Origin of the sequence: Sphingobacterium sp. G1-14, from assembly GCF_002196555.1 — a bacterium.
In the GTDB taxonomy this organism is placed as follows: Bacteria; Bacteroidota; Bacteroidia; order Sphingobacteriales; family Sphingobacteriaceae; genus Sphingobacterium; species Sphingobacterium siyangense.
On the sequence record NZ_CP021381.1, the window covers coordinates 187531 to 206174 of the forward strand.

14 protein-coding genes are annotated in these 18644 nt (G+C 37.9%); 11 read left to right on the forward strand and 3 right to left on the reverse strand.

Annotation, left to right across the window (positions count from 1 at the left end; genetic code table 11):
* Positions 1-16: 16 nt before the first annotated feature.
* Positions 17-1570, reverse strand: coding sequence for an IS21 family transposase (gene istA / locus CBM24_RS00855; RefSeq protein WP_088159865.1), 1554 nt, complete (start codon positions 1568-1570; stop codon positions 17-19).
* A gap of 389 nt (positions 1571-1959) precedes the next feature.
* Here istA and CBM24_RS00860 point away from each other — a divergent pair, with 389 nt between their 5' ends.
* Entirely contained in the window at positions 1960-3024 is a 1065-nt protein-coding gene (locus CBM24_RS00860; RefSeq protein ID WP_088159866.1) for an IS110 family transposase, read from the forward strand.
* A 36-nt stretch (positions 3025-3060) separates the two neighbouring features.
* Here the strand turns inward: CBM24_RS00860 and CBM24_RS00865 are convergent, their stop codons facing one another.
* The gene (locus CBM24_RS00865; RefSeq protein ID WP_157698339.1) at positions 3061-3507 is read right to left on the reverse strand and encodes a nucleotidyltransferase family protein; all 447 of its coding nucleotides are present in this window, start codon (positions 3505-3507) and stop codon (positions 3061-3063) included.
* 282 nt (positions 3508-3789) lie between these two features.
* Here CBM24_RS00865 and CBM24_RS00870 point away from each other — a divergent pair, with 282 nt between their 5' ends.
* The 7 genes from CBM24_RS00870 to CBM24_RS00900 all read left to right on the forward strand — a co-directional run bounded on the left by CBM24_RS00870 (position 3790) and on the right by CBM24_RS00900 (position 14242).
* Positions 3790-4572 (forward strand): polysaccharide biosynthesis/export family protein, encoded by a 783-nt coding sequence (locus tag CBM24_RS00870; RefSeq protein ID WP_088159868.1) that lies wholly within the window; start codon positions 3790-3792, stop codon positions 4570-4572.
* A gap of 8 nt (positions 4573-4580) precedes the next feature.
* The gene (locus CBM24_RS00875) at positions 4581-6977 is read left to right on the forward strand and encodes a GumC family protein (RefSeq protein ID WP_088159869.1); all 2397 of its coding nucleotides are present in this window, start codon (positions 4581-4583) and stop codon (positions 6975-6977) included.
* 126 nt (positions 6978-7103) lie between these two features.
* Positions 7104-7796 carry an outer membrane beta-barrel protein gene (locus CBM24_RS00880; protein ID WP_088159870.1) on the forward strand — a complete coding sequence of 231 codons (693 nt, stop codon included), beginning with the start codon at positions 7104-7106 and terminating at the stop codon, positions 7794-7796.
* Positions 7797-7822: 26 nt separating this feature from the next.
* A complete protein-coding gene (locus tag CBM24_RS00885; RefSeq protein WP_088159871.1) occupies positions 7823-9121 on the forward strand; it encodes an SUMF1/EgtB/PvdO family nonheme iron enzyme in 1299 nt (432 codons plus the stop codon).
* Positions 9122-9153: 32 nt separating this feature from the next.
* Entirely contained in the window at positions 9154-10119 is a 966-nt protein-coding gene (gene gldN / locus CBM24_RS00890) for a gliding motility protein GldN (protein WP_088159872.1), read from the forward strand.
* A 233-nt stretch (positions 10120-10352) separates the two neighbouring features.
* Positions 10353-12716, forward strand: a complete 2364-nt coding sequence (locus CBM24_RS00895) for a hypothetical protein (protein ID WP_088159873.1) — start codon at positions 10353-10355, stop codon at positions 12714-12716.
* A 467-nt stretch (positions 12717-13183) separates the two neighbouring features.
* The gene (locus CBM24_RS00900; protein WP_088159874.1) at positions 13184-14242 is read left to right on the forward strand and encodes an acyltransferase family protein; all 1059 of its coding nucleotides are present in this window, start codon (positions 13184-13186) and stop codon (positions 14240-14242) included.
* A gap of 381 nt (positions 14243-14623) precedes the next feature.
* Here CBM24_RS00900 and CBM24_RS00905 read toward each other — a convergent pair whose 3' ends face one another.
* Positions 14624-15007, reverse strand: coding sequence for a hypothetical protein (locus CBM24_RS00905; RefSeq protein WP_088159875.1), 384 nt, complete (start codon positions 15005-15007; stop codon positions 14624-14626).
* 163 nt (positions 15008-15170) lie between these two features.
* On the opposite strand from CBM24_RS00905, the gene CBM24_RS27450 reads away from it, so the two are divergent.
* From CBM24_RS27450 to CBM24_RS00920, 3 genes are all read left to right on the forward strand, one after another.
* Positions 15171-16031: an ROK family protein gene (locus CBM24_RS27450; RefSeq protein WP_088159876.1), complete on the forward strand. Its 861-nt coding sequence runs from the start codon at positions 15171-15173 to the stop codon at positions 16029-16031.
* Positions 16028-17305, forward strand: coding sequence for a sugar porter family MFS transporter (locus CBM24_RS00915; RefSeq protein ID WP_198386014.1), 1278 nt, complete (start codon positions 16028-16030; stop codon positions 17303-17305). The genes CBM24_RS27450 and CBM24_RS00915 overlap by 4 nt, the downstream gene beginning before the upstream one ends.
* Positions 17306-17463: 158 nt before the next feature.
* The gene (locus CBM24_RS00920) at positions 17464-18636 is read left to right on the forward strand and encodes a glycoside hydrolase family 130 protein (protein ID WP_232475654.1); all 1173 of its coding nucleotides are present in this window, start codon (positions 17464-17466) and stop codon (positions 18634-18636) included.
* Positions 18637-18644 lie beyond the last annotated feature (8 nt).

Sequence of the window (18644 nt, forward strand, 5' to 3'; positions counted from 1 at the left end):
TCTTGATTTTTGTTTATTATTCATATGCGGAAGCACCGCGTATATTGCTGTGAAAAGGTATATGTGGTTTTTGGGGCTCAAGCTCATTCACAGATAAAAGCAGCCTGTCCATATTGTTTTTCAGGATATTCTTTATCCGTAGATAGGAGCAGCTATCTGTATCCAATGCTCTTTTACACGCATTGTTCAGACGCCCGGATCCATAGGCTCGGTGCAGGTGGATAATTCCAAGGGAGCGTTTGTAGTTTATTTCGGGATAATCATTGGAAGCAAGTATCTTTTCGATGCATGCCAGGACATATTCCCCATGTGGCAGCGCTTTTTTTCTAAAGAACTCAGGGCTCCATTCCGAATAGAACTTATGTGTGCTGCTCAGGTGATCTGCGTTGGTGATGTAGCTGCCTTTGGTCAGATTGCGCGGGTGTAGCGCAATTCTTTCATGATTATAAAAGATCTCAATACGACTTCTGGTGTAATGGATCATTGTTTCCTTTCCGATATACCGGTATGGAACACTATAATAACACTTCTCGGGAGAAAAGTATACGTAACCCATTTTCTGTACTTTGGCCCTTTTGTAATCTTTCAGTTCATATGGATCAGCGGGAAGGGCTTTGAGATATTCTCGTTCAATACTCTGGAAGAGCTCGATACGGCTCGATTCTTTTCGTTTGAACAATAGATTGTTATAACGCTCCAGTAGTACTGCAATTTCTCTATTGAGATCTTCCAGCGAGAAGAAAGTCATTTCACGTAATGGGTAATAGATACGCTGATAGGCCAGATGCACCGCATTCTCAACCAGCGCTTTGTCCTGTGGAGCGTAACTACGAGTCGGGTTGATGACACAGTTATAATGGCGGGCAAAGTCCTTGAAGCTACGGTTGATGTCCGCTTCGTATCTGCTCGATCTATTGACGGCGGACTTTAGATTGTCGGACACTATCGCTTTGGGCGATCCACCATAAAAACGAAGCGCCGCTGTGCAACAGGATATCATATCTTCGCGTTTCTGGCTCCTGCATGCCTGGATATAGGTGTACTGGCTGCACGGTAGTATGGCCACAAATACTTCCACAGCGATAACCTCTCCGGTGTGTTTATCGATGATCTGCAGCTTCTTCCCGGCAAAGTCCACGAACATTTCTTCGCCCGCAATATGCTGAAGTTTCATCGAACCCTTTTCTTTTGGATATTTACGGCGGTAATGTTCGAGAAACTGCGTGTAGCTATATGGTTCTGCGGCTAGCTCAACATATTGCTGATAATGATACAGAAAGGTAAAGCCGGGATGATTCCGGGCCTTGTTGACCCCCTCAAAGTAAAGCATGAGTTCATTGTGGCGGGTAGCGTCCAGCGTCGTATGGGATGAAAAAAGTTCGGATAAAACAGCGGTATCAAAGCCCAGAAGCTCTCTGAATGAGTAGCCGCTGCCTGCAAATAGCTGCATATAGGTATTGACTGTATTGCGGGAAATACCGAGAACGGAACCTATTTTACGGTTACTGTAACCGTCCAGATGTAATGTGAGTATTTGTTTTAAGTCCATCGGATCAAGTTTGTTGGCCATATCGCTGTATTTAAAGCGACAAGGTAATTCTTTCTTGATCTTTTTAAAGTGGCACAATTCAAACCGTAAAAAATACGGATGGACGGACTAAAACTATACCACTAAAGTGGCATCATTTGAACCGTAGTAGCTGGCACCATCCGACCGAAATGACTGGCACAAATCAAACCGTAATATCCAATTATATTGTTGTTATACAAAATGTATTGACTTTTCGTGTGAGACGAATGTGGGCTAGGTAAACAGATCGTTATACCGTAAAAAAGGAATTGTCCACACGATTTTATTCTCAGGAGTCTGAACAGTACTTAAGGCCGCTATTTGGAGCCTGGATAAAACAAAAGGATAGACGAAGGAGGATTAAGTCGATACGATTTAAATTCTTGACTATGGGTATTAGTAAACAATGCATTGGGATAGATATCTCAAAAGGGACCTTCACAGCATGTCTGTGTCAACGTTCAGATGATGGAGGATTAGCGTTCTCCAAGGCAATTGATTTTAGTAACGACAGCAAAGGATTCAACCAGTTCCTTCGATGGACGAAAGGAGTCATTGCCAGAGATGCAGCACTTGTTTTTTTGATGGAAGCTACCGGTGTGTATTATGAGAACCTTGCCCACCATCTGCACAAGATTAAGAAAAGGGTTCATGTTGTTCTTCCCAATATGTCGAAACACTATTTTTCAAGCCTCAATATCAAGACCAAAACAGATGCTGTTGATTCCAGAATCTTGAGTCAGTTCGGTGTCGAAAGGATTCATAAAGCATGGACCCCGCCTCCAGCCATATTATTGCAGCTGAGAAATTTGACCAGATACTATGTCCAGCTACAAGAGCAGAAAACTGGATTGGGTAACATCAAACATAGCAAAGACTGTTCGCATGATATCCAAACCTTTATCCTGAAAAGCAATAAAAAACTTATTACTGAGATAGATAAGGAAATTGTCAGATGCCTCAGGGAAATCAACAGGCTGGTAAAGTCGGACGTGGGTCTCCATAAAAAAATTGAGAAGCTTGCAACGATAAAAGGTATCGGAATGATCACCATAGTTACCATTCTTGCTGAAACAATGGGGTTTGAAGAGTTTGGTAGCGCCAAACAACTTGTCAGCTATGCCGGCTATGATGTGGTTCAACGGGAATCTGGAACATCGGTCAAAGGAAAAACCAGGATATCAAAGAAAGGGAATAGATATATCAGAAATGCGCTGTATTTCCCGGCTATGGTAGCCTGCAGATATAATTCTGTGTTAAAGGAAGCTTATACGAGAATTATCCTGAAAAAGCCGTCAAAAATGGTCGGACAGGTTGCTGTACAGAGAAAATTATTAATCTTAATGTATACACTTTGGAAAAATGACACCGTGTTTATAGAAAATTATAAAGTAAGTAGTCCCGATCCGAAAACCGAGACTACACTAGATAGTTCAGAACCTGAACTTCTTTAGATTACAAAAATACTTTTTTGTCTAAATATTTGGAATTTAAAACAGTACCTTTTTTTTTAAGGATTTTCGCGCCTCGACATAGCCGCCAGACTCAAAGTACCAGTCGATATCGCCAGAAACGCGATGTAAAGGGCTTCTATAACATTGTGCGACCCCCTGGCCTTTCTGAAGAATAGGGCTTAGCCCAATATCCGAAAAGAATCGATATTGTGTCGCGATAACCGTGTTCATTTTCATATTGATCCGCTCAATCTGGTCTATGCGTATAGCCCATTTCATTCTTAGCGAAGGCGGCGGAAGTTGATCTTCCTGTAATAAATTAAAGCTGTCGTAGATCAGTCCTTCAACAGTGCGCTTAACTGCGGCTGTATAGAGCTGCTGCCAGTCTTCTGCTGATAAACGATGATCGAGATTTAGACGTCCCTGGCCCCATAAGCCTAAACGCAGTAATTGGAAAAATATGTTCTGAAGTTGTTTATTCATTAATGGGGTCAACATTTAACTCAAATATAATGATTAAAGGGATTAGAGTTGTAGTAGAACGATTATATTTAGATTTAAAATTTTAAATTATTTGCCTGGATTTTAAAATTAGGTCAATTGATGAGGTTTATTTAGAATATCATGTCGAAAATGAAAAATTGGGCACAGATATTGCTTATCGGAGGATGCTCAAGAATAGACCCCATTAATATGTTATTTTTAAGGGGTTTTTAGAGAAAAAAATATATTTTTGTCATAAATCAATTTATTATCAAACAGCCCATGCGATTATTTTCAAAGTTTGGATTACTATTAGGATTATTTGCTATAGTCCTGATGATGTTTAGCTCCTGCGGTTCGCGGAAGAGTATGGTATACTTTCAACCTGATTCAGCACATATTAGTGCTATATATGAACAATATGTGCCAAAAATCCAGCCTAACGATATTTTAACAGTAGTTGTATCTGCGGCTGATCCAAGGGTTACTACACCGTTCAATCCAATGAGTTCAATGGCTGCGGGGAATGTAACACAAGCAACTGATTTAGCATTGCGTCCTACGTATACTGTAGATGATAATGGTGAAATTACGCTGCCTATGTTGGGTAGAGTAAAGGTTGCTGGTTTAACCCGTGTGGAAGCAATTGAAAAAATTCGTACAGAGTTAAGTACTTATATTAAAGACCCGGGGGTTAATATAAATTTTAATAATTTTAGGGTTTCCGTATTGGGAGAGGTCGCTCGTCCAGGATCCTTTATTATGCCTACAGAACGAGTGACAGTATTAGAAGCTTTAGGTTTAGCTGGTGATCTCACAATTCGCGGTGTACGCGAAAATGTCATGCTAATCCGAGAAATTAATGGACAGAAGACCGTGCATCGTTTGGATCTCACTCAGCAAAATACTTTAAACTCACCGTATTATTATTTAGCTCAAAATGACGTGATCTATGTCGAACCAAATAAATCTCAAATCAACAACTCTAAACTAGGAAGTAATACAAATGTAATTATTTCTATTGCAGGTTTATTAATTACTGTTATTTCTGTATTGACTCGCTAATTTTATCCATGGAACAACAATCAACAAATATTAAACAAGATCAAGAGGAAGTTAATCTAAGGCAGCTTTTTGAACAGTATGCTTATTACTGGAAATGGTTTGCTCTATGCGTCATTATTTCTATAAGTATAGCTTTTATTTATTTGCGTTATGCAGAAAGAACTTATGTTACGAATGCAAAGATCTTGCTTAAAGATGAGCGAAGTGCCGCTGCGGGTGAACTAGCAGGTATCGCAGAATTAAGTAGTAGTATGGGCTTTGGTGGATCAAGATCCGCTTTTGTTACAGACCAAATTGAGGTACTTTATTCCCGAAGGTTAATGCGTAAGGTCGTTGATCGACTGAATCTAAATATAAACTATTCAGCCAAGGGTAAAATTCGAACAGCTGAAATTGCTGTTAATGATGTGCCTTTTTCAATAGAGGCTAAAAATAATATAGATACGTCTTGGGTTAATATGCAAGTAAGTGTTCTTAGAAATGGTAAACTAGGTATTGAAGATTTGGCTTCAAAAAAGAAATTTGAGACTAATTTTGACAAAATTTTAAAAATCGGAAAGAGTGAAATAATATTCCGTCACAATAGCACATATAAAGTTAATTCGGAGAGGGAGTTTATAGTTAATATAGTTCCAAAAGATTGGGCAATAATGTCCACTCTTAATTCTATTAGTATAACGCCAAATAAGGAATTGCAATCTTATATTGTAAATTTCTCGATGGTTTCTACATTAAGTAGGAAAGCTGAATTAGTATTAAATAGTTTGATTGATGTTTATAATACTGATCTAACAGAAGATAAGATGCGGACTACTCGTGCCACATCGGATTTTATTAACAAACGCCTACTATTAATTTCTAAAGATCTTTCAGGTTCAGATAGGGAAGCAGCAGAATTTAAATCCTCCAATTCAATGGTTGATATGACTGCGGAAGCAGGTGTTTTTCTTAATACAGCCTCCGAAAATGATAAAAAGGTATTGGAATATCGCACTCAGCTGCAATTGGTAGACCATATGAATGATTATCTGAAAGATCAACCTAAGGGTAAGCTCATTCCATCAAATATTGGTCTTCAGGATGAATCAATAGCAGCATCTATAGCTGAGTATAATAAAGTGGTATTAGAGCGGGATGATTTATTGAAATCCGCTTCCAGTCAAAATCCTACAGTTATCGCCCTAAATGAGAATATTGCGGAAAGTAGTAATAATATTCGGCAATCTTTACAAAATTATCAGCGAGTAACCCGATTAGCATTAAATAATATAGAACGAAAATCTAATGAGATAAAGGGGCGTATAAGTTCCATTCCAAATCAGGAACAAGGGTTCCGAAAGATTTCTAGACAACAGCAAATTGTTGAATCTCTATATCTTTTACTTCTTCAAAAGCGTGAAGAAAGCGAAGTGAAAGCTGCCGCAACTCCTGATAATTTAAAGGTAATCGATGTAGCTTATGGGAATAAAATTCCAGTTTCTCCAAAGAAATCGATGGTTTTAATAGCCGCTTTAATTTTAGGGTTTTTAATCCCTCTAGTAATCATTTATTTAAAGTTTCTATTGGACAATAAAATTCACTCACGTAAGGATGTTGAAGACATTGTTAAAATCCCTGTTTTAGGGGAGATCCCTACTGCAGAAGATACGATGGTACATTTAAATGATCGTTCCTCTTTGGCAGAGGCTTTTCGTATTCTTCGTACCAATATGAGTTTTATGTTTGGTGCAGACAATAAGGATGCTTCTAAGGTGGTATTTGTAACGTCGACAATTTCCGGTGAAGGTAAATCCTTTGTGACGACCAATCTGGCGCAAATTTTATCCATGTCTGGTAAAAAAGTATTGTTAATTGGTGCTGATATTCGTAGTCCAAAAGTATTGGATTATTTAGGTCTATCACATCTTCAACATACCAATGTTGGGATTACTCAGTTTTTGATCAATCCGGATATGGATGTTGATAATATCATTATCAAAAAACCAGGTAATTATGATTTCGACGTAGTGTATTCTGGCTATATCGCTCCAAACCCCGCAGAATTATTAATGAATGGTCATTTTGATGATGTAATTAAATACGCACGAGAACATTATGATTATGTCCTGGTCGATACTGCGCCAGTTAGTTTGGTGACTGATACTTTATTAATAGCACATAATGCCGACCTTACACTATATGTTTCGCGTGTAAATTACCTAGACAAGCGTTTATTACAGGTGCCACGAGAACTGTATGTAGAAGGTAAATTGAAAAATCTTGCGGCAGTAATCAATGATGTGGATTTTGCACGCGGTTATGGATATGGATATGGTTATGGTTATGGCTACGGTGATAAAAATGTGAAGAAAACAGGTTTGTCAAAAGTTTGGCAAAACTTAAAAGATCGTTTAAATATTAAATAAGCGAGGTTCTTAACACATTTTGGCCTTATTGTTGTTGAACCCCAAGTCGAAGGATCGGCTTGGGGTTTATTTTATACTTTTACTTGTTATCTGCCGTTCTATTATTAATTTAATACACTCAACCAAATGAAAAAACTTCTATTTTTTAGTGTTATTGGACTTTTATGTTTGATAACAACTTCTGTATCAGCCCAATTTTCTAGACCTATAAGTGTAGGAGCTGGTGCGGGGGGAACTATTAATTTAACTGATTTGGGCACTGTCGAATCGAAATTTGCCTTTTACGGTGAATTGGATTATCTGTTAACCCCCTTCGTTTCTGTTGGATTACATGGTGAAAAAGGTACATTGGCTGGAAATGGATATGACAGCAATTTTAAAAACCGATATTTTGCCGCAAATATCAATGGTAAACTTCGTTTGGGACAATTTATGGGACATGTAGATAATTATAGTTATTACACCCTAGAAGCAAATGCTCTCTCGCGTATCCTCTCTAATATTTATGTCGGAGCTGGAGCCGGATTAATGAAAAATCGTATTGTTAATCAGTTGTCTCCAGATTACGTTAAATATATAGAAAAAAATAATGGCGAGTTGGCCGAAGATCGTTTTGGAATACATTTTGTGCTTCCGGTTAACGTCGGTGTGGATATCCCGTTTGGACGGACTTTATATGGGCCACAATGGGCCATTAATGTTAACTATCAACATACATTGACTTTTGACGACAATCTTGATGGGATCATTAATAAAAATAATGACCAGTACGGCCTGATTTCTGTTGGCGTGAAATATGCATTATTCAATCGTAAATAGGCCAGTTTAATATCTAAATAAGGAAAATGATGAATATACTTAAAAGGTACAATAGAAATCGCCTAATGGGGCTTTTTTCTTTAGCTATCCTGATCGGATTTACAGCCTGTAAATCTAATACCGCTATATATAAAGCGCCAAATGTGAACGCGTTTAGAGGGGGTAAACTGCCGGCTCCTCCGGGAATGGTTTATATCCCATCGGGTACTATTCTATTCAAAGGATCACTAGATAGTGGGAATGTTGGTAAAAATGTGAGCGTCAGCGCATTTTTTATTGACGAGGCTGAGGTAACAAACAAGCAATATCGCGAATTTGTCAATTGGGTTGCAGATTCCGTAGCCGTAACGGACTATTTAAATGATGGACAATACTTCTTGGAGATTGCTGGTGAACAGGTTGGTCAAAAGCGAATTAATTGGGCGAAAGTCAAAAAGATATCTCCAATATGGAAAAGTAACGATCCAGCTATTCAAGAACGTATTGCACCTATGCTCGAAATGCAAGGAAACAGGCGTTCTCTGAATCCAGAAATGATCAAATATCGTTTCTCTTATCTCCAGTCTAAGGGCAATGTAAAAAAGAAATATGTAACCGACACAGTCTCTGTAATGCCTGTCGAAGATATTTGGACTAAAGACTTCCCCAATGCTCAATTAGCGTCCTTAGATGCAAATTACTTTACCCATCCCTCTTTTGATTATTATCCAGTTGTGGGGGTGACTTGGAGGCAAGCACGGGCATTTACAGATTGGCGAGCTAACGAGATGGCTGCTACGGTATTGAAAAACTCTTATTTGAACGGTTATCAATTGAGCTTAAGTCTCCCAACAGAAGCACAGTGGCAATATGCAGCTTCCGGAAAAGTAGATCCACAGGATACAATTGTTGGAATGCGAATGACTATTGATGGTACAGAAGGTAAAAAGAAATTGGCTGTTAACTTTAAACAGGGAGAAGGAACCTATTCCCGCGATGGGGCTACTTTTACCCTACCCGTAAAATCGTATATGCCAAATGCTTTTGGAGTTTATAATATGGCGGGGAATGTGTCTGAGTGGACACTAGATGCCTATAGTCCCTCTGCAGTCGTTTTTGTCAATGACTTAAATCCCGCTTTGCTCTATGATGCAGACGCGAGGGATGGTGATGCCTTGAAGCGTAAGGTTGTGCGCGGAGGTTCATGGAAGGATAACGGAGAGCAACTGAATAGCGAAACGCGAAATTATTCGGTTGACTATGAGCCACATTCCTATATTGGCTTCCGTTGCGTCATGTCTGCATTTGAAATGCCGACGGTACAAAGTAAAACACGTAAATATTAATTCGCTGTTGTATAACCCAAAAACCGATAACGATGAAAACTAAAATAGTATTGATAGCGGCGATGACTTTTGGAGTTGGGTCATTGTTTGCACAGCAAGAGACAAGAATAGATACAGTGCCTAAAAACCAAAGGATGTTGAATAATGTTAATTCAGCTATTCCCGCGTCGGGTGAAGTTATTCAGGATACAATTCCACTAACTGATGGATTCTATCAGGCGAATAATATGGAAGATGCAGTGCCTTTTGCGTATCCTGAGGTAAATAAAAAGAATATCCGTTTTTACAAAAGAGTATGGCGCGATATTGATCTAAAAGATGAGAAGAATAACATTCTTGCTATCCCTGGTAATTCGCTGATTGAAGTGGTGATGAAGGCAATCGAAAAAGGGAAATTGTCATTATATAGCCCTGATGATGATTCGTTCAAGGGAAGATTGAGCGCTCAGGAAGGTATGGCGCGATTTGCCGATAGCGTATTAGTGCCAATTTTTGATGGCGAAGGAAATCAGATCGATTCGAAAATGGCACTTAATGAATTTGATCCTGCGCGTGTGACCAAGTTTAGAATTAAAGAGGACATCTTTTTTGATAAACAACGAAGCCGACTGGAAACGCGCATAATCGGAGTAGCACCTCTAATGAACATCACTACATCTGCAGAATTAGCAGAATCTGTTGGTGCTACGCCAGCATTTTGGCTATATTTCCCTCAACTGCGTTACAGCTTGATTCAGGTTGATATTTCTGATCCAGACAAAGGCCTTTATGATATGACCATGGATGATTTCTTTGTACAGAATAAATTTGCCGGTACCATCGTGCGAGAGTCTTCTCCAGGTATGTTGCAGAATCTCAAAGATACTGAGAACGGAGGGCAACAGTTGGACGGAAAAAAAGTGGAAGAGAAATTGGATACATATAAGAGAAAACTTTGGAGCAACCCAAAAGGGGTAAAGGCTGAAGAATTAGACGGTAATAGATCGAATCTTAAATGATGTTCAACTGCTTGTTTGGACATGTATTTCTTTTTCTTGAAGCTGTTTGTTGATTAAAGTAGGTGGCAATGTCGAGGATTTTGATGATTTCGTAATTTAGCTGATACTCAGTAAATTTTTTTAATATAAATGTTTACTAAATATTATTGATTCAAATGGATTGGATTTTGTTAGGTCTATTGTAGGTGAAAGTATGCCTTAAAATTCCAGTTTTATTAATTTTTGTGTTGAAAATGAATCTAATTTCAAAAATTCTTTCAGTTTTAATGCTTGGTATTACCAGTAATCAATCTATTTTTTTTTTACGGAACGATATTCTTCATTCCTCTTATGAATTGAAAAATAGTGAAACTGTTAATTCACATGGGCGCTTTTCTTTTTTATCGAGTTGGAATTATCCGAAGACAGAAGAGTCTAATCATTTTCCAAGTTATGTGACATCAGATAGACTCGTTCTTGACGAGCCCCAAATCATGGATTCTTATCTGGAAGTAAGGACAGTTGAGGAATTACGAAATATGAGCCCTAAGAATCAGTCCCTTATTCGGGAAGGCATATTTAAAGGTATACGACTTTTAGGATATTATATCCAAGGAGATACGCCAAAGCCAATTGAGTATCATTTGTCCAACACCACAAATCCTGACGACGGTGGTAGTACTTTTAAACTAGGACAGATTAAATTGGAGCATAATTTTATAAATGAAGTTGATCTCTCTTACTTTGGCGAAAAAAATGGAGACAATATAGAAATTTTTAGAAGGGCTATTAAGTATGCTTCAGAACATAAAATTTTTGTCAACATTAGTAAGGATTGCTTTTTAGATGTTAACAAAAAGGATGGGAGCGGGATGATTTTTATTGATGACAATACATTTATTAAGAGTGAGAATAGTAGCTGCATCATATTAAATCAGACCATATCACCGGCTTTTGTAATTGCCCTTTCAAAGAATATTGTTTTCAAAAATATTAATTTTAGATATGACGGGAAATATGATGCTGCAGAAAGTGGCACTTTGTTTAATGGTATAAATCAGCGACAAGTAAAAACATGGCTTAAAAAGAACCGTATTCAATGGGCTAACATTAATATAGATCCCTATTGGCAAGGACCAGTAGCGTATATGGCGATGTTTAATATAAGGGGAAGTAAAAATATAAGATTTGAAAATGTTAATATATATTCCTCTGGCGTATCGGCAGATCGTTTTATTGTATGGGTAATGAAGCTTCAACCGGAATTTACTAAGGATGGCTTTGTAGACGTGAATAATAAAATGATAAAGAATTATCTTCAAGAATCCTCCAATGTAACTTTGGAGAATGTGAAATTGGATGGTACGATAATGGGGGTTCAAGGACAATGTGCTAATTTTCGAGCTAACAATGTCAAATCTGTTAGATATTCTAATGTTCAAGGGGCTAATGGCGATAACTATGGTGGTTCTATTGTGAACGGTAAAGGTGATAGGTGGATGCCACCACCACATTTATTTTATTTGAACGAAATTGGTGTTTTTTCGCAAGATAGCTTAAAAATAACAAATGTTTATGATTCAGGTCTATATGTTGGTGTTAAAGATGTAAAAGCTTATTCAGGGGGGTATTGTAATTCTCTGAAGTTGGCTGGAGTAAACAATGGATTAATTGATAACTACAAATCATTTCGTAGGGATGGGGTTTTTGATGTTGGTAATAGTATAAACAGTATTTATAGGAATATATATGCGGAATATAATTCAAGTATTTTCGATCCATCTTTTGGTTTTGTTGCAATAAGAGATATTGTCACCTCCTATTTTAAAAATAATGTAATAGAAAATGTCACTGTAAAGGATGTCTCATCCATTTCATATGTATGGCCCATTTCAATCATAGGTAAAGCAGACAAAAATATTTTAAAGAATATAAACGTTTATGTAAATGACTACTCGGGCGACCAACAGGGATTTATAGGTCTTAGAGGCAGTAACAACTATTATCAAGCCAATGTAAATATAGCTGCTTTTTCATCCAAAAAAAAATATATAGGCATAGTGGCCACTGATAATAATACTAGAGAAACATCGTTTAATAACAGATATGATGTGATTGTTAAGGGATGGAGGAAATTATCTGATGATTTTGTGGGTAATCAAATGCGAATTTTAGTTAATTCAAATAAGAACCTTAGCAATACAAACGAAGTTGACTTAATTGATGTGAGTAATAACATTACTTATAAGCAACGAGGCAGTAATATTAATTCGACTTTTACTATTACTAATATTATAAATTCTACTGATGGTTCATTGTCATTACCAATTTCACTTTCTTTGCCAACTGGTTCTTCGATTAGGAAAATTTCCGTTATTAATGTAGCGCCGTATGGAAGAAGTAGAGGACCTTCAAATATGAAGATCTGTACTGATATTTCTGGAGTAAATGTTCTCTGGGATAATATTGATATATCTCAAAACTCTACACGTATTTTGAATAATGCTAAGGTATCTAAAATTACAAAACTCTATCTTTTACCACAGCAGGGGAAATTCGATTTCAAAGGACGGAGTAAAATAGTAATGGAAATTGAAAACATTAGAATAGGAGAATAGCCATAAAAAGGCTTTTTATAGCTAATAATTTTAGACATGCATGAAGTGCTAAAAGATATAGATTATTCTTTAAAAAATTACGGGATTTTTTATATCCGTCGTCTTCAAAGCACCAATCAATATTGCCGCTTATCCGATGATTTGGAATTCTATAGCAAAACGCTCATTTGAATCTGTTTTAATATAGTGATTTTTAGTCCCCAAATTTTTTACAGTTTATAAATAGAAAAAGGTCAGAAAACGAATTTCACAACCTTCTGCATGTATAAAATAGGCAGGAAGAAATTCATCGGTCCTTAGCGCAACCGCGTTAAGTATATGCTCGAGTTTAATTTTTCTGTTTGTTGATATTTTGGCTTTAGATGACTATACATATTAACAGAATTTAATTGGATAGTGAAATTTTTTAGTTGTTTTTAATATTCTTTTTAAGAATATTATTACATTTGGCATGAATTCACTATTTTATGAAACAACGCGTTTATACCTTAGACTATCTAAGGGGGGGAGCAGCATTACTTATTCTAATTTATCATTATCTTATTTTTGAAGGTGTCGAGTTTGATGGCGAATCTTTTATTAGAAGGATGGGCTACTATGGAGTGACCATCTTTTATATATTAAGTGGATTAACATTATTCTATGTATATAATGAAAGCTTCACATTTAAAAAAAATACTATAAAAGCATTTTTTATTAAGCGAATCGCTCGGATACTACCTTTACTTTGGTTGGTTTCTCTGAAATCAATTATATTCAGCGATAACGCTCCAAATTATTTAGATGTCTTTTTGAATCTGTCAGGCTTGTTTGGCTTTTTTAAATGGGATGCCTATTTTGCTACTGGTGCTTGGTCAATAGGCAATGAGTTAGTTTTTTATGCTTTTTTCCCTTTTCTGTTAGTTGCGGCTAAAAAAAGGAATATGTTATTTTGGTGTATCGGAGCCTTTATCTTATTCATAAGCATCTACTTTTCTTTTTATGTTTTGCCGGATTCGATGAACCAAGACACAATATTTTGGAGAAATTATGTGAATCCACTGAATCAATTGATTTACTTTTATTCTGGTATCGCAATAGGTAGGTTATTTTCAATGAATAAAAGTGTTTCTAAAATCGGTCTGTGGGCTGTATTAATTATCTCATTGATCATTTTTATTTGTTATCCTACTGGGACAAATGATGTTCTCCTAGTGATAAAAGGAAATAGGTATGTGTTTTTTATAGCTTGTTGGCTTATTGTAGCCAGCCTATATCTGTTGAAAGCGAATACAAATGTATTTATCCATAAACCACTTCTTTTTTTAGGTGAGATAAGTTATGGAATATATTTATTTCATCCCATTGTATATTCGCTTTTCAAGAAATCATTAGATATCTTTCATATTTCACTACCTATGTATTCTTTCATACTACTTGCGGCAATATTATCCATTGTGATTAGTTATTTGAGTTATCGGTTTTTTGAAACAAAATGTGTTAAGATAGCAAATAGATATTTAATAAGTTGTTCAAATAAAATTTAATTATTTCTACGATTCAGAGAACAGAGAACTGTGCTGATCAACTTGAGCCCATGGGGAGCACTTTCTATATTTTACCTTGTGTTTTCCTCTCGCTTAGACATTTTAGGAGGCAGCTGGTCTATGGAACTGTATTTTTTCCCGTGTTCAACTTCTGAAAAATGGCCCACTTGGTCGACGAAGTTCAAGGGCTTGTCCTTGCGGCTAATATGCCAGTTGACCCGATTGTGGACCGTGATATCTTCTCCCGAAACGAATGAGTACCTTTAAGTCGACTGCCAATTGCCAACGTAATTAAACACCGATATCTATCGGAAAAAAAAGGTTTTCAAACTGTAAAGAATGAAAACCTTTGGAATGGTAAATCTTAACCTGATAAATTCTTTAGATTAAATCATTGGGATCACCATCTAAATTTCTATCGTATCTAGCACGTACACGCCGGGCACGCTCGCGCTCCGCAGCAAATTCATCTGTCTTTGATCCCGGGCTATAAAATGTATCTTCATTAAAATGTGGATGTTGATAAAAATCCTGGTCATATACACCAGATCCTACCGTAAATCCGACATCACCTGTTCCCTCATAAATATGGCGAATGGATAATTCAGTATCCGGATCCAGGTAATTTTCACGGTACGCCGGTAGTCTGGTCAGACGGTCGGCAGTAACCGGTACCACCACGACTTCACCATCATCGGCCGGATTATAGCGATAGTCTGTAGCAGGTAAGTGCGAGCAGAAGCCAAAAGTTTTTTTATGGCACATACAAAATAGGGGGCTACCGCTAAACTTAAGAGAGGATGTAAGACGGATGGAAGATAAAAATTTAGATTAAAAATTTGATTTTCAAATATAAGTGTTATCTTAGCATTATCTAAGCAAAACCGGTTTTGCTTATTATTATTAATAACCAATTTTAAAAACAAAAATGCCTCATACCGAAAATATAATTTTATGTGTCGATTTAGGTGGTACGCATTGCTCATCCGGCCTTGTGCACGGGAGCCCTGCAGTTGTCATGGACGGATCGTACTTTCGCGGGAATGTAAATAGTAACGCAGAAAGAGTACAGATTTTGTCGGCCATAAAACAAACCATCGATAAGACCCTAAGTTCAACTACGAATTTACCATCCGAAATTTTCATATCTTGCCCTGGCCCATTCGATTACGAAAACGGAATATCCTTAATGGACGGAATGAATAAGTATCAGTCGCTACTAGGCTTTAATCTAAAAACATTTTTTGCGAATATCACGGGAATTGATTTAAGTTCGATCTACTTTTATAACGACGCTGCAGCCTTTTTATTGGGCGAAGTTGTCAATAAAAAAATGGAAAATAGGCGCGTTATAGGCCTGACTTTAGGAACCGGATTGGGTTCTTCGCTTTACGAAAATGGAACAATCGTAGATCTCAATTTAGGATCAGCAGTTTTCAGCAACGGCATTGTAGAAGACTTCATTTCAACCCGAGGGGTCTTAACTCATTTGACAGAAAAATTTGGGTATATTCCCGTTGATAACATAAAAGACATAGCTGAACGCCCAGATCTGGAAATTTTTAGAAAAGAGGCTTTTGATTTCCTAAGCAACCAACTGATTACTTTCATTAAAGAATATATTTATCCGTTAACGCCAGACACAATTATAATCGGAGGCAGTATTGCCAAGGCCCACAATTATTTTTTTGATAAGCTCCTTTGTACCCTTGATACGGAGCTATCCCTTGCGTCATTTGATGAACGCAACTTATTTCTCGGATTAACCCTCAAGACATTTAGTATATGAAACCCATTTGGAAATTTACATTAATCGCATCGTTGGGAGGTTTTTTGTTTGGTTTTGAAACAGCAGTGATATCGGGTGCTGAACAAATCATACAAAAACTCTGGGACTTGGATGCTGTCCGTCATGGACTTACCGTATCGATCTCGCTGATCGGAACCATTATAGGAGCCGTTATCGCCGGGCGTATGGCCGATCGTTATGGGCGTAAACCCGTGCTTTATTTCGTTGCAGCTTTATATTTACTCTCAGCATTGGGCTGTGCAGTAGCGTCCATCTGGGAGCTTTTCCTGTTGTTCAGATTATTGGGTGGACTTGCTGTGGGGATCAGCTCTGTTGTTGGACCAGTATATACCTCCGAAATTGCTCCCGCAAAAGATCGCGGTAAACTTACAGGGACTTTTCAGATTATGATCGTGCTGGGAATCTTTACGGCCTATCTGACAAATTTTCTTTTTATGAGCGTAAATTCAGACGGATGGCGATACATGCTCGGTATCATGGCTGTGCCTGCCCTATTATTTGTACTTCTATTGAATCTCATTCCCGAAAGTCCAAGATGGCTATTGCAGCAGGGACACATTGAAAAAGCGCGTGCAAGTTATCTTCGGCTTGAAACTCCATTTGAAGTGCAGGTCAATCCGCCCCAAACATCTGGTAAGCATGTTAGCCTATTCCAAAAACGGTATGCCAAACCTATACTTTTTGCGGTGTTGTTAGCATTCTTTAATCAAATGACCGGAATTAATGCTATTCTATATTACGCACCACGGATCTTCGAAATGGCGGGCTTTAGTGCAGAATTAGCCTACCTTCAGCCTATTTTTATCGGTGGTACCAACTTGCTCTTCACCCTGGTTGGCATGAGCATCATCGATCGTTTTGGGCGAAAAAAACTGCTTTTGACAGGCGCTATTGGCATGTTCTTATTTCTGTTATTGGCAGCCTTTGGCCTAAAAGGAGTAAACGCACAATTTTTACTTTTCTATATCATGGGATTTATAGCATCTTTTGCCTTATCACAAGGTGCGGTGATTTGGGTGTTTTTGGCGGAAATTTTCCCGAACGAGGTTCGCGCCCAAGGCTCTTCCTTGGGGAGCACCACCCATTGGCTATTTGCTGCAATAATATCCTGGGTATTTCCAATTATTGTAGAAGGTAGCGTACTCGGAGGATATTATGTGTTTTTATTCTATGCCCTGATGGTTATCGCGTCCTTCGTGTTTATTCTATTTATGCCCGAAACGAAGGGCAAAGTATTGGAAGAAATAACCTAAAGTTCCCATATTAAATAATTATTAAATCCTCATCATAAAGCGATATTGATCGATAAACTTCTTACTTTCGTTTTGCAAAACCGGTTTTCTAAGATAATTATGCGCTTTTGATACTAAAGAAACATTTTCGTAATACCATATATTAAAATAATTGACATATGAAACAAATGATAACGCTATTTAAACCTCTTTCCATAATTGCGATTGCGGTGACTTTTTGGGGCTGTAGCGCGCAAAGACAGCAGCGCCATCTCGCCCCAGACTGGGTAATGGGCGGTTTCGTTCGTCCAGCAGGGGTAAACCCTGTAATCGAACCGGATAGTACCACCACATTTATGAATCCCATGAATGGGCAACTTGTGCATTGGGAGAATAATGACACCTTCAACCCGGCAGCGGTGGTAAAAGGAGATAGTATCTACGTGCTTTATCGTGCCGAAGATAAGACGGGGATAAAAATTGGTCATCGTACTTCACGTCTAGGACTTGCTGCGAGCGCTGATGGAACACATTTCAACCGACAAAACACGCCTGTTTTTTATCCCGGGGCTGATAGCCAGCGTGAGTTTGAATGGCCCGGTGGAACGGAGGATCCGCGTATAGCGGAATCCGAAGATGGCACCTATGTGATGTTCTATACGCAATGGAACCGAAAAGTACCTCGCCTAGGGGTAGCTACCTCAAAGGATCTTAAAAATTGGACAAAATATGGGCCTATTTTTAAAAAATCGAACATACTGCCTGAGCTCGTCAATAAATCGCATAAATCAGCATCGATTGTCACTAAACTGGAAAATGGTAAGCAGCTAATTACTAAAGTAAATGGGAAGTATTGGATGTACTGGGGCGAGCATGGTGTATATGGCGCAACGTCGGATAATCTGATTGACTGGGAACCGGTTGTAGATGAGAAAGGTCAACTCAAAGCGTTCATCTCACCTCGAGAGGGATATTTTGATAGCTCTTTAACAGAATGTGGCCCACCGGCCATCCTGACAGATAAAGGAATTCTACTATTATATAATGGCAAAAACCACCCCGAAAAAGGAGATAAGCGATTTAATAAAGGTACTTATTCAGCAGGGCAAGTTCTTTTCGACAGTAAAGATCCGGGTAAAGTATTAGCAAGGATGGACGTACCTTTCCTAAGACCAATGGAAGCTTTTGAAAAAAGTGGTCAATATGTTGACGGCACAGTGTTTATTGAAGGCCTGGTTTATTTTAAACAGAAATGGTTTCTATACTATGGCTGTGCTGATTCAAAGGTTGGTGTTGCCATTTTTGATCCGCAACATCCTGCTGCACTGGATCCCATCCCTAATGAAAAATAAGGTATAGA

Excerpts from the sequence above, each read along its gene's own strand:
- istA (WP_088159865.1), bottom strand. The coding sequence starts at position 1,570 with ATGGCCAACAAACTTGATCCGATGGACTTAAAACAAATACTCACATTA.
- CBM24_RS00860 (WP_088159866.1), top strand. The coding sequence starts at position 1,960 with ATGGGTATTAGTAAACAATGCATTGGGATAGATATCTCAAAAGGGACC.
- CBM24_RS00865 (WP_157698339.1), bottom strand. The coding sequence starts at position 3,507 with ATGAATAAACAACTTCAGAACATATTTTTCCAATTACTGCGTTTAGGC.
- CBM24_RS00870 (WP_088159868.1), top strand. The coding sequence starts at position 3,790 with ATGCGATTATTTTCAAAGTTTGGATTACTATTAGGATTATTTGCTATA.
- CBM24_RS00875 (WP_088159869.1), top strand. The coding sequence starts at position 4,581 with ATGGAACAACAATCAACAAATATTAAACAAGATCAAGAGGAAGTTAAT.
- CBM24_RS00880 (WP_088159870.1), top strand. The coding sequence starts at position 7,104 with ATGAAAAAACTTCTATTTTTTAGTGTTATTGGACTTTTATGTTTGATA.
- CBM24_RS00885 (WP_088159871.1), top strand. The coding sequence starts at position 7,823 with ATGATGAATATACTTAAAAGGTACAATAGAAATCGCCTAATGGGGCTT.
- gldN (WP_088159872.1), top strand. The coding sequence starts at position 9,154 with ATGAAAACTAAAATAGTATTGATAGCGGCGATGACTTTTGGAGTTGGG.
- CBM24_RS00895 (WP_088159873.1), top strand. The coding sequence starts at position 10,353 with ATGAATCTAATTTCAAAAATTCTTTCAGTTTTAATGCTTGGTATTACC.
- CBM24_RS00900 (WP_088159874.1), top strand. The coding sequence starts at position 13,184 with ATGAAACAACGCGTTTATACCTTAGACTATCTAAGGGGGGGAGCAGCA.
- CBM24_RS00905 (WP_088159875.1), bottom strand. The coding sequence starts at position 15,007 with ATGTGCCATAAAAAAACTTTTGGCTTCTGCTCGCACTTACCTGCTACA.
- CBM24_RS27450 (WP_088159876.1), top strand. The coding sequence starts at position 15,171 with ATGCCTCATACCGAAAATATAATTTTATGTGTCGATTTAGGTGGTACG.
- CBM24_RS00915 (WP_198386014.1), top strand. The coding sequence starts at position 16,028 with ATGAAACCCATTTGGAAATTTACATTAATCGCATCGTTGGGAGGTTTT.
- CBM24_RS00920 (WP_232475654.1), top strand. The coding sequence starts at position 17,464 with ATGAAACAAATGATAACGCTATTTAAACCTCTTTCCATAATTGCGATT.